9 protein-coding genes and 1 pseudogene are annotated in these 11263 nt (G+C 58.9%); 9 read left to right on the top strand and 1 reads right to left on the bottom strand.

Annotation, left to right across the window (positions count from 1 at the left end; all coding sequences use genetic code 11):
* Positions 1 to 192 precede the first annotated feature (192 nt).
* Positions 193 to 519 (top strand): annotated as a pseudogene (locus WCJ41_RS17425) (IS5 family transposase); the annotation flags it as partial.
* Between the two features lie 8 nt (positions 520 to 527).
* Here the strand turns inward: WCJ41_RS17425 and WCJ41_RS17420 are convergent.
* Complete coding sequence (locus WCJ41_RS17420; RefSeq protein WP_336907107.1) at positions 528 to 1469, bottom strand: helix-turn-helix domain-containing protein; 942 nt, start codon at positions 1467 to 1469, stop codon at positions 528 to 530.
* A 286-nt stretch (positions 1470 to 1755) separates the two neighbouring features.
* Here WCJ41_RS17420 and WCJ41_RS17415 point away from each other — a divergent pair, with 286 nt between their 5' ends.
* The 8 genes from WCJ41_RS17415 (at position 1756) to WCJ41_RS17380 (ending at position 11059) form a co-directional block, all read left to right on the top strand.
* Positions 1756 to 3096, top strand: coding sequence for an extracellular solute-binding protein (locus WCJ41_RS17415; RefSeq protein ID WP_336907106.1), 1341 nt, complete (start codon positions 1756 to 1758; stop codon positions 3094 to 3096).
* A gap of 105 nt (positions 3097 to 3201) precedes the next feature.
* Positions 3202 to 4104: a sugar ABC transporter permease gene (locus WCJ41_RS17410; protein WP_336907105.1), complete on the top strand. Its 903-nt coding sequence runs from the start codon at positions 3202 to 3204 to the stop codon at positions 4102 to 4104.
* A 149-nt stretch (positions 4105 to 4253) separates the two neighbouring features.
* Complete coding sequence (locus WCJ41_RS17405) at positions 4254 to 4970, top strand: carbohydrate ABC transporter permease (protein WP_336907104.1); 717 nt, start codon at positions 4254 to 4256, stop codon at positions 4968 to 4970.
* Positions 4967 to 6436 (top strand): aldehyde dehydrogenase family protein, encoded by a 1470-nt coding sequence (locus tag WCJ41_RS17400; protein WP_336907103.1) that lies wholly within the window; start codon positions 4967 to 4969, stop codon positions 6434 to 6436. Before WCJ41_RS17405 ends, WCJ41_RS17400 begins: the two co-directional genes overlap by 4 nt.
* Before the next feature lie 48 nt (positions 6437 to 6484).
* Complete coding sequence (locus WCJ41_RS17395) at positions 6485 to 7684, top strand: sialidase family protein (RefSeq protein WP_336907102.1); 1200 nt, start codon at positions 6485 to 6487, stop codon at positions 7682 to 7684.
* Between the two features lie 42 nt (positions 7685 to 7726).
* On the top strand, positions 7727 to 8878 hold the full coding sequence (locus WCJ41_RS17390) for a sialidase family protein (RefSeq protein ID WP_336907101.1): 1152 nt from the start codon (positions 7727 to 7729) through the stop codon (positions 8876 to 8878).
* On the top strand, positions 8865 to 9968 hold the full coding sequence (locus tag WCJ41_RS17385; RefSeq protein ID WP_336907100.1) for an ABC transporter ATP-binding protein: 1104 nt from the start codon (positions 8865 to 8867) through the stop codon (positions 9966 to 9968). The genes WCJ41_RS17390 and WCJ41_RS17385 overlap by 14 nt, the downstream gene beginning before the upstream one ends.
* A gap of 113 nt (positions 9969 to 10081) precedes the next feature.
* The gene (locus WCJ41_RS17380; protein WP_336907099.1) at positions 10082 to 11059 is read left to right on the top strand and encodes a dihydrodipicolinate synthase family protein; all 978 of its coding nucleotides are present in this window, start codon (positions 10082 to 10084) and stop codon (positions 11057 to 11059) included.
* Positions 11060 to 11263 lie beyond the last annotated feature (204 nt).

The following is an 11263-nucleotide window of genomic DNA, read 5'->3' as shown; positions in this document are numbered from 1 at the left end:
CCGCAAGAAGTCTTCTCCACCCCGCCCCCTGGGGCTTTTCAATGTTGAATTGGCGGTTCTAAACGGAGCCCATCGTTCAATCCTACAACGCCCGCCCCATCTGGTTTGCTCAGATACAACTTGTGGCGCTTGTCAGATCCTTTGTCGACATTGTGGTAGTCAAACCGTTCTCAAGCGTCCGCAGCGAGCCTCACGGGCGGGCAGACCCACGATATTACCCAGGCCGAAACGCTGGCCGCCCAAGTCAAGCCCGGAGCCCTTCTCGGCGACAAGGGCTATGACTCCGACGGCCTCATTGCCAGCCTCGAAGCGCGCTTAATCAAAGTGGTGATCCCGCCGAAGGCGAACCGCAAGGTCCAGCGCGCCTGCGACTTCGCGCTCTACGCCGAACGCAATCTGGTCGAACGCTTCTTCAATTACATCAAGCAGTTCAGAGGTATAGCGACACGTTACGAGAAAACCGCCCGGAACTTTCTGGCCGGACTACATCTCGCCTGCGCTCTTGCTTGGCTCAAATGACGGCACACCTAGACGATATTGACGGTCTCCGGGCGGACTGTGATCTGTGTTTTGCGAAATTCCTGGCGAAATACGCGTGGTGACTGACCAAACTGGGCGGTGAACGCCCGTGTGAAAACCGACGGGTAGGAAAATCCGCAAGCGTAGGCGATATGCTTGATGCCGCGTTCTTCGTAAAATAGTAGGTTGCGCGCCGCCTGAAGCCGAGAACGAAGATAGAGCTGGTTGGGGGTCTGGTTGAATTGGCGAAGGCAATGGCGCTCCAGTGTCCGCACGGAGATACCGAGGTGGCGCGCGAGGCTCTTTGGCGACAGCGGGAAATCAAGATTGCCTTTCATCAACGCCACGATTCTTTGTGATAGGGAAGAATGAGTTTCGCCAATCGCATCGTCGTCGGTTCTCTGCGGATGAATGCCTTCGCGTGGCGCATGGATAAGCGCATTGGCGACTTCCTTGGTAAGGCTCGCCCCGCGCAGCCTTCCGATCAAATTGAGCATCAAGTCGAGTGTCGCAACGCCGCCTGCACAGAAGGCAAGTTGACGATCGATGAGGTAGATATGGTTCTTTGTCTCTCCCGCGGGAAAATGCTCAAGGTAAGATGACACAGCCTCCCAGTGCACCACGGCCTCGCGATCCCCAGTGAGGCCAGCTGCCGCGATAGCGAAGGCGCCCGTGTCGACGCCTATGATCATCGATCCATGCCGATGCGCATTGCGCAAAGCTCCAAGCACATTTGCAGATACATTCTGCATTGGCAGGTTGCCTTCTAGGACGACCACAAAGTCACAGCGCGGAAAGGTGGCCAGGTCGTAGTTGGCTGTAATCCACATGCCGTTGCTAGCGCGTACCGAGCCGCCCGAATCCGAAATCATGATCCATTCAAAAAGATGCTGACCGCTGTTCTGGTTGGCTATCCGCAGCGCCTCGGTCGCCATGATGAGGGCATTCATGGGAAATTCTGGTTGCAGCAGAAAGGCGAACCGCGGACGGTGGTTGGAGGCGGCTGCGATGACGGGATTTGTTTCTGTGACCACGACAAGTGCCCGAGAAAAACTACCAGCGACGCTAGAGATATATTATCTGACGCTACAGGTCAACTCTTGGGCGGTTGATTGGCCAACACTGCTTTACGCCGAGAGCACGTTCTGAGACGGCCTCGGCGAGGGAACATAGAAAAATAAACCTTAACAGAGCGTGGTCTGCGCCCAGCGCATGCCGCGTTGGAGGGAGATTGTCATGGACGTGACTTCATTGAGCAAATCGAATTTTGCTCTCAACCGAAGAACACTTCTAAAGTCCGCTGCGGCCGCTGGCGTGGGTCTTTCTGTTCCGCACATCTGGACTGGCCGTGCCTCGGCTGCCAACCCGATCGAGATCGTGCATTGGAGCTGGCTAGCGGCTTCGGACGGCGAGGTGTGGGCCAAGATGATCGCCGCCTTCAACGATGCGCACAAGGACAAGGGCGTCCAGATCCGCATGGAGGTGGTTCCTGAGGAGCAATATGTGACTAAGGTGCTGGCGGCCGCGGCCACCGGCAAGGCACCAGACTTTGGCTGGGGCACGGCGGGTAAGTCGGCCCAGCTGGCGCGCGACGAGGTGATCATACCGCTTGATGATCTCATCGCAAGTTCCGGTCTCGACCTCGCCGACTTCAGCGCTACATCGGTCTCGGCCTCGCGCTATCCGAAATATGACAACAAGGTCTTCATGATACCTATGGACCTGATGAGTCTGCAACCAGAGATCAACCTCGATCATGCGAAGGAAGCAGGCCTCGACATCGGCAAGCCGCCGCTCGACGGTGATACGCTGATGGAATGGGCGAAGGCCATGACCAAGCGCGAAGGCGACAAGGTCACCCGCTCGGGGATCATGATGACTGGTTCCGGCGTTCAGCCGACCGTCACCTGGGGTATCGTTGCGGAACAGATGGGGTTCCAGCGCGCCAGTGACGATCTGAAGACGGCTTGCGTGAACCCCGAAGCCGGCAAGGCGGCGATGCAATGGGTGCTCGACCTTTTCGACAAGCACAAGGTTTCGACTCGCGATGTCACTGACCGCTACAAGGCGTTCGGCACGGGGCAGGGCTCAATCTTCTGGACCGGTCCGTGGACGCTCAACGGTTATGTAACGCAAAAACTGCCGTTCAATACGGTGCTATTTCCTAAGATTGGCGCCAAGCAAGTCACCTATCTCGAAATAGGTGGCCTGGAGTTCTACAGACAGGCTGACCCGGGTCGCCACGAGGCAACGATGGCGGCTGTTAAATGGCTGTCGGACAACAGCTTCCTGTGGACTACGGTTGGGCGCGGCGCCTCTCCGCGCAAATCGATTCTGGATCGTCCGGACTACAAGACCGCAGGTAACCCGTGGGATATCCGCGGCGCCTTCGTCGACGGAATGAGTTTTGCCACGGTCGGCGAGATCCCCGTGGTGAATGGCCCCAACTTCACGATCTATTCGGGAGGAAATTTCCTCGCTAAAACGCTCGAGGGCGTATGGTCGGGACAGACGACAATCGATGCGGCGATGCAGCAGATCCAGACGCAGTGGCAGTCCGACCTGGACGAAGGCTGACCCCGGACTAGCTTGCCGGGAATCTAACTGATCCTTGGCCCGTCGCGCTCAGCATCGCGACGGGCCACCACCCCCTGAATATTGCCGCAAAGCAAACAGATCGACATGACAACGGCAATCTTGCAAGGCCATGCCGACGTGGAAGCCGAGCGGCATCCGACCGACCGCGCGGGCTATCTGCTCGTCGCTTTCTTCGCGCTACCATTCTTCCTATTCAACATCCTTCCCGTGCTTGTCGGCGTCTATGTCTCGTTCACGCGTTGGAGCATCGTTGGCACCCCAAAATGGGTGGGGCTCGACAATTTCCACAAGGCGTTCGCCGACCAATGGGTTGCGGTCGCCTTCAAGAATGTCTTCCTTTACGGCCTCGTCATCGTCCCCTGCGTCACCGGGCTCGGCCTTCTCTTTGCGCTTTTCGTAAACAAGCGCTATCCACTGTCGGGTCTGGCGCGAACGCTCTTTTTTGCCCCCACGGTCGTGTCCGCGACGGTGATTGGACTTGTATGGGTCTGGATGCTTGACACCCAGTATGGGCTCGTCAACTACTATCTGTCCTTTGTCGGTTTTGATGACATCCCCTGGCTCACTTCGACGCGCTGGTCGCTGATTGGCGTCAGCATTGCCTCGGTATGGTGGGATCTCGGGCTTGCATTCGTGCTGTTCCTCGCTGCCTTGCAGGATATTCCAGGCGAGATCATCGACGCAGCGCGAGTGGATGGTGCCAACCGCTGGCAGCGCTTCAAGCATGTGATCCTGCCGCATCTGCGACCCGTCATCAGCATGGTTGTGACGCTGCAGTTGATCTCCACGCTGCGTATATTCAGTCAAGTCTACGTCATGACCAATGGCGGCCCGGCTAGCTCTTCGTCTTCGCCGATCCACTACATCTACAATCTCGCCATCGTCAGAAACCTGTTCGGCTACGCCGCCGCCGTGTCCCTCTTGCTGTTCGTGTTGATCCTGGCGATCACCGTGGTCCAGCGCTTTCTTCTTAGGGAGCGTGTGTGATGACTGACTGGCTGGACCAAAAACTCGAGGCGCGCGGCCTCGAAAGGGCGGATCTCTTCATATGGCCGTTCGGCATGGCGGTTGCAGTTCTCTGGGCGCTGCCCTTTGTCTGGATGGTGTCGACGTCCTTCAAGTTTCCGGGCGATGTAATGACCAAGGACATCGAATGGCTTCCTCACCGCATCACCTTGGACAACTATATCAAGGTCTTCAACTACCCCGTCATACGCTGGGGCTTCAACAGCGTGGTGCAGGCGACGGTATCGACCTTCCTGTGTGTCCTGTTCGGTGCGATGGCCGGCTACGCGTTGGCGCGCATGCGGTTTCCCGGACGCGATACGCTATTCTACATCTTCCTCGCGTCGCTGATGATCCCCACCGAGGTCTCGGTGATCCCGCTGCTGCTGGGCTTCGTCGAAGTCGGCTGGGCAAGCAGCTACCAGGCCCTCATCCTGCCATCGATCGGCAATGTGTTTAGCGTCTACATTTTCCGCCAGTTTTTCATGTCCTTCCCCAAGGAACTGGAGGAGGCAGCAAAAATGGACGGCGCGGGACCATTCAACCTGTTCTTCCGCATTGCGCTGCCGCTTGCCCGGGCGCCGGCAATCGCGGCGTCCGTCATCATCTTCACCCTGAACTGGAACAACTTCCTGTGGCCGCTGCTCGTCACCTTTGACGAGTCGATGAAGACGCTTCCCGTCGGAATAGCGGCCTTCACGCCAGTGGTTGGAACGCAGACCCAAATTGAGGGCTATAGTGTAGCCATGGCGGCGGTGACCATCCTGAGCATCCCCAGCTTGCTGCTGTTCTGTTTTCTGCAGCGCTACTTCATCCAAGGTCTTTCCCAGGGCAGTTTGAAACAATGACGTTACGAACCTATTCCCGCGCCGATCTTGTCGATCCTTTGCCATGCCAACATTTCATCGATGGCAAGTGGCGAAACTCCACCGACGGTCGAACATTTGAAACGATCGATCCCAGCACGGAGGCGGTGCTGACGATCGTGGCGCGCGGCGGCGCCGGCGAAATCGACGCCGCGGTCAGGGCCGCGCACCGGGCGCTACATGGCGACTGGCGCGACTTGAACCCCGCCCAACGCGGACAACTTCTCTTCAAGCTTGCGGATTTGCTGGAATCGGACGCCGAACGATTTGCATTCCTGGAAACGCTCGATGTCGGCAAGCCGGTCAAGGAGGCCCTCGGCGACATCAGGGGCGTGTGCGCGACGTTGCGTTATAATGCCGGCGCCGCCGACAAGATGGAGGGGTCGACGATCCCGCTCGGTCGTGATTTCGTGGATTTCACCATGCTGGAACCGGTCGGCGTGACCGGCCATATCGTTCCCTGGAACTATCCCCTGGGCATGGTTGCGCGCTCGGTGGCGCCGGCACTTGCCGCGGGCTGCACGGTCGTCATCAAACCCGCTGAGCAATCGCCGCTCACGGCGCTGGCCTTCGCCGAACTGTGTCAGAGGGCGGGATTGCCAGATGGCGTGGTGAATGTCGTGGCAGGCTTTGGCGAAGACGCTGGGGCAGCGCTCGTCTCACATCCCCTCGTCCGCGGCATCACCTTCACCGGCTCGGTCGAAACCGGGCGCAAGATCTACGCTGGCGCGGCACAGGGGCTGAAACCCGTGGTTCTGGAACTCGGCGGCAAGAACCCGATGGTAGTTTTCGAGGACGCCGATCTAGAAAAGGCGGCCTTCGATGCGCTTGACGGCGCCTTCGGCAACAGTGGTCAGGTTTGCTCTTCCTCGTCGCGGTTTCTGCTGCATCGATCGATCCGCGAGAAATTTCTCGACCGACTGGCGGAAGGCGCGGGCCGGCTGACCGTCGGCAGGGGCCTCGACAATTGCGATCTCGGGCCGCTGGTTTCGAAGGAGCAGCATGCAAAGGTTCTATCCTACATCGACGGTGGACGTGCATCAGGAGCGACATTGCGGCTTGGCGGCGGCCGTCCCAAAGGACTTAAGACCGGTTATTTCGTCGAGCCGACGATTTTCGATGATGTCGATCCGGCAAGCGTTCTGGCGCGCGAAGAGATTTTCGGTCCAGTCGCCGTTGCGCTGTCCTTCGATACCGCCGACGAGGCGCTTGCCATGACCAATGGTCTCGGCTTCGGGCTCGTCGCCGGTGTTTACAGCCGCGATATCTCGCGTGCCCTGGCATTCGCTCGCGACGTTGAGGCCGGCTCGGTCTGGATCAATGGCTGGTTCATTGGTGGTGTCCAGGCGCCGACCGGCGGCATCAAGGACAGCGGGGTCGGCCGGGAGCGTGGATTGCCCGGCATCCGCAATTATCTCAGCGTCAAGAATATCGGAATACGGCTGTAGGCCGAAAAACCAAGAATATCAAATAGATTGAGCGAGGGAATGACTACTATGAAAGACGTCGAACACTTCACGATCTTCAAGGATCCAGCGCATTGCGTAAACCAGATCGCGACGCGACTTCTGAAGAACGGCGATATATTGGCTGTTTTTAATGAAGAGCGTTTCCCTTTCCACCATGACAGCGGTCAGACGCTGATGACCCGCTCGAAGGATGGAGGCAAGACCTGGAGCTCGCCTAAGGTCGTGCTTCCCTGGTCTGAAACGCAGGGAAACTGGGATTGCGGCATCTGCGAAACGCGCGATGGCACGCTCATTGTCAATCTGACCATCACCGGCTTCTTCAAGCGGGGCATCAATCCCGAACAGCCGTCGTGGAGTTCCCATCCCAACACCAAGGAATGGGGTGACTGGACCTGGGCCTTTAAGACGCAGGGCTGGCTCGGCACCTACATCGTCAAATCGAAGGACGGCGGTGAAACTTGGACTCAGCCTATCCCCGTCAATGTGCGTCCGCTCAAACATGGCGGCTGCCGTCTCGGTTGCTGGGAGTTGCCGAACGGCTCGCTGCTCATGGGCCTCTACGGTCGCATCCACGGCTATGAGGAAGAAGGCGAGGGCGAAAGCACTCGCTCCGCGCTGATGCGCTCGGACGACGGCGGTGACAATTGGGAGTACTTCTCGACGCTAGGCTACGACCCGGCCAGCATCATCGACTATGAGGAGCCTGGTCTGGTCCGGCTCGCAGACGGCAGACTGGTCTGCTTCATGCGCACGCATGTCAACCCGACAAGTGACGCCAAGAACATGGTCATGATCATCTCTGAGGATGACGGCTTCAGCTGGACCCCGCCGAAGTGGACTAATATCTGGGGCTATCCGCCGGAGCTGATCTCCCTTCAGGATGGCCGTTATCTAATGGTCTACGGCTATCGCCGGCCACCCTATGGCGTGCGTGCAATCATTTCCGACGACGGCGTGACCTGGGATGTGAAGAACGAGTTTGTCATTCGCGAAGGCGGTGTGCCTGGCCAGACGGTGACCGAGACACCCGGCTCGAGCCGCATGTCGCCGGTTTCTGGTAAGATGGAGGGCGGTGGTATCGACTGGAACCACCCCGGCATTTACCAGCACATAGGCTACCCCAGTGTCATCCAGACGCAGGACGGAGCCATTGTCTGCTCGTACCACGAATGGAGCGATGACCCGAAGCCGCTGCAATATGTCCGCTGCACGCGCTTCCGGATCTGAGCCTCCAAGATGACATCCGGCACGGCAGCCTTGACACCGCGAATGGATCACCAGACGATCCACTGCGATCCGCATGCATACAGCGCGCATCCGCATCTCGCGGTTGCGGCCAACGACAATTGGCTGCTGGTATTCACACAGTCGCGCCGACGTGCCGGGGTTCTGCATCCACCGCAGGACCCGCTGTACTGCAACATGCTTATGCTATCGGCGGATGAGGGGAGAAGCTGGTCGGCTCCTTCCATCGTTCCCGACTTTGGATGGCAAGGCGTGGAATGCGCCGGCCTTACTCCGCTGCGTTCGGGCGCTGTGCTACTAAACCAGTGGCGGTTCAGATGGCACACTCTCGCCCAGGCGCAGGCCAATCTTGCGCCTGGCACCTATACGCGGCCAGAGCAACTGCTGGGCGCCGACGCCATGGCTACCGAACTTCAGGATTGGACGCCTGAGAAAGCAACGCTTGCCGAACGCTATCCCTGGGCCCGTGGCGGTGGGCAGACGTGGGTTCATCGTTCGCTCGACGGCGGCAGAACGTTTTCCGGGTCGGCCCGCATCGACACCGCTCCTTTCACCGGCGGCTACGGCATGCGCGGTGGCGTCGAGGTTGGAGGTGAAATCGTGCTGCCGCTGTGCGATGTGCCGAACTATGCCGCCGTCTTCACCGTCCGATCGGGCGATGGCGGTCAAAGCTGGTCTGAGCCGCGTCTTGTCGCGGCCGGCGAGGGGCATGCCTTCGAGGAACCGGCGCCCATCCTGCTGCGCGACGGCCGCATCGTCATGCTCCTGCGCGACAATATCTCGCGCATCCTGCATGTCGTCAGATCAGCTGATGGTGGCCTCTCGTGGAGTGCCGCGTTGCCGACCGGGATCGAAGACTATCCGGCCGATCTGATTGAACTCGATGACGGCCGTATCGCCTGTGTCGCCGGAAGACGGCGCACGCCTTTCGGCATTGCGCTATATACCTCCCATGACAAGGGAGACAGTTGGAATTCAGCCACTCCCTACATGGTCCGCTCGGACCTTCCCAATCGGGATCTTGGCTATCCATCGCTGGCGCTGCGTGCCAATGGCAGCCTCTACGTCGCCTACTACGCGCAAGATTCCCAAGGCATCACAGGCATCCAAGCCAGCGTTCTCATGCCCGAGGCTAACGGCTGGCGTCAGGAAGGACTTGACTATGGCCAAGGTTGAGCTTTCGGGCGTCTCCAAGAAATATGGCGAGAAGATCATTATCCCCGGCATCGATCTGACGATTGAGCACGGTGAGTTCCTAGTCTTTATCGGGCCATCGGGCTGCGGAAAATCGACATTGCTGCGAATGATCTGCGGCCTAGAGCCGATCAGCGGCGGAAGGGTGGCGATCGGCGGTAAGCCGATGCGCGGCATACCGCCAGCAAATCGTGGTGTGGCCATGGTGTTCCAGAGTTATGCACTCTATCCGCACAAGACGGTCGCCGAGAACATGGCCTTCTCTTTGCTGATGCAGGGTATGCCAAAAGCCGAACGTGACAGACGGGTCGCCGCCGTCGCCGACACGCTTCAGCTTAGTCCATTTTTGGGCAGACTTCCCAAGGAGCTTTCCGGTGGACAGCGGCAGCGCGTGGCGATCGGCCGGGCGATCGTGCGCAAACCTGAGGTGTTTTTGTTCGACGAACCGCTGTCGAACCTGGATGCTGAACTGCGTGTCCAGATGCGTCTTGAACTGGCCAAGCTGCACAGAAGCCTAGGCGCCACGATGATCTATGTGACGCACGATCAGACCGAGGCAATGACGCTTGCCGACCGAATTGTAGTGTTGCGCGATGGTGTGATCGAGCAGTTCGGCACGCCGGCGCAAATCTACGACGCGCCCTCCAACCGGTTCGTTGCCGGATTCATGGGTTCGCCCAAGATGAGTTTCCTCGAGGCGTCGGTCGAGAAGCAGGAAGGTACGCGCCTGACGTTACAGATCGCAGGAACGACCGATGGCAGCGTGGAACTGAATCTGGTGCGGTCGATGACGCTCTCCGGCAGCCTGACCGTCGGCATCAGGCCGGAGCATTTCAGCACGCACCGAACTGCTGGCCCGCGTCTGCAGGCGGATGTCGAGTTTGTGGAACGGCTTGGCGGCGAGAGCTTCCTGCATGCACCTGCGCATCCAGCAGGTGTGCTGGTCATGCGTCAAAGCGGCGAGGAAGCAAGGAGTGTCGGGCTGGGTAAAAGTGAGATCGGTGTGGATTGGCGCAAGGCGCATCTTTTCGCCCCGGACGGCACAACGATACCGCTCAAGCGGGAACTTTAGCGGCGCGGGACTGTTCCTAGCCCTCGTTCAGCCTTGTCGGTTCGGATGGGTGTGACTGACGGTCAAAGAGAAACGAATTGAGCGGCGGGCGGTGATGACTGCGCGAAGCTAGCATGAAGGAGGTGATCTTGGACTTTGAACGATTGAAATCGCGGCTGGCAGGATGCTACGTCACGATACCTACGGCCTTCGAGGACAGTGCCGGCTTTCCGGTCAATCACCAGGCGATCAGGACTTATGTCCGCTTCCTCATCGACAACGGCCTGAACACTGAATATGCCACGCTCCTGGCTGGCGGGGCGGCGGGCGACTTTTCGACGATGTCGTTCGAGGAGCGGATTGGTGTAGGCGAAGCTGTTATAGACGAAGCACAGGGACGCGTTCCTCTGGCTTTTGGCGGTCAATCGACCAGCACGCTGGAACTGGTGCGGCTGGCGCAGGCGGCGCAGTCCATGGGTTTCGACTTTCTGCAGGTCTCGTGCCCGTTCTACTTCACGCACACGGAAGCCGATTTCGAGGAGTTCGTCTTGGCAGCGGCGGAAGCCGCTCCGAAAATCGGCATCATCGTCTACAATACTTTCTGGACCTCGACGAGCCTGTCGTTCGGCATGATCGATAGGCTAGCCAAGATAGACAATGTAGTCGGCCTGAAATGGGCGACACCGCGCACCGACGCAATGGAGTTCGAGGACGTTACGTCCAATTTTTCCCAGCGTTTTACGATCATCGACAACAATCTGTTCTTTCCCTACTCGGCCATGCCCGCGCTCGGTGCGCGTTCCTTCGAGGTCCATTTGTGCAACTACTGGCCAGAATGGGGGATCAAGCTAATCGACGAGGTCAAGGCCCAGAATTTCGCTGAGATCGCACGGATGATGGTAGAAGAGGCGATGCCCTTCTACAAGCTGTGGGTCGAGATCGAGAAGGGCTACACCAGCGGGGATGGCTATCTCGACAAGTTGTGCATGGAACTGATCGGACTGCCGTCGAGTCGCTGCCGCCCCCCAACGCGCGACGTTCGCCAGAACTATCGTGCCAAGACGTTAGCGATGATGAGGGCCGCTGGCGTGCCGCGCCTAGTGGCTGAGTAGACAATGCAAGCCAACAATGTCAATAATATAAAAATGTAACGCCCAGGTGGTCTGGGGCCTACGCGAGGCGAAGCCCGCCGATAAGTTCCTGGGGATTGGCGGTCAGGGCTTCGATGATCTTCCAGCCCTGCTTCTTGGCGGTCGAGATGAACGAGCGGATGGTCGCGAAGTTCTCAGCCCCCTGATCCGAGCGGAAGCCGCCTG

The sequence above is a fragment of the Aestuariivirga sp. genome (assembly GCF_037139295.1).
In the GTDB taxonomy this organism is placed as follows: domain Bacteria; phylum Pseudomonadota; class Alphaproteobacteria; order Rhizobiales; family Aestuariivirgaceae; genus Aestuariivirga.
The sequence above is the reverse complement of the archived record's forward strand: the minus strand, read 5'-3'. Positions and strand labels throughout refer to the sequence as shown.

Coding starts and splice junctions, on each gene's coding strand:
- WCJ41_RS17400 (WP_336907103.1), top strand. CDS start 4,967: ATGACGTTACGAACCTATTCCCGCGCCGATCTTGTCGATCCTTTGCCA.
- WCJ41_RS17385 (WP_336907100.1), top strand. CDS start 8,865: ATGGCCAAGGTTGAGCTTTCGGGCGTCTCCAAGAAATATGGCGAGAAG.
- WCJ41_RS17390 (WP_336907101.1), top strand. CDS start 7,727: ATGGATCACCAGACGATCCACTGCGATCCGCATGCATACAGCGCGCAT.
- WCJ41_RS17420 (WP_336907107.1), bottom strand. CDS start 1,469: ATGAATGCCCTCATCATGGCGACCGAGGCGCTGCGGATAGCCAACCAG.
- WCJ41_RS17380 (WP_336907099.1), top strand. CDS start 10,082: ATGAAGGAGGTGATCTTGGACTTTGAACGATTGAAATCGCGGCTGGCA.
- WCJ41_RS17415 (WP_336907106.1), top strand. CDS start 1,756: ATGGACGTGACTTCATTGAGCAAATCGAATTTTGCTCTCAACCGAAGA.
- WCJ41_RS17410 (WP_336907105.1), top strand. CDS start 3,202: ATGACAACGGCAATCTTGCAAGGCCATGCCGACGTGGAAGCCGAGCGG.
- WCJ41_RS17405 (WP_336907104.1), top strand. CDS start 4,254: ATGACCAAGGACATCGAATGGCTTCCTCACCGCATCACCTTGGACAAC.
- WCJ41_RS17395 (WP_336907102.1), top strand. CDS start 6,485: ATGAAAGACGTCGAACACTTCACGATCTTCAAGGATCCAGCGCATTGC.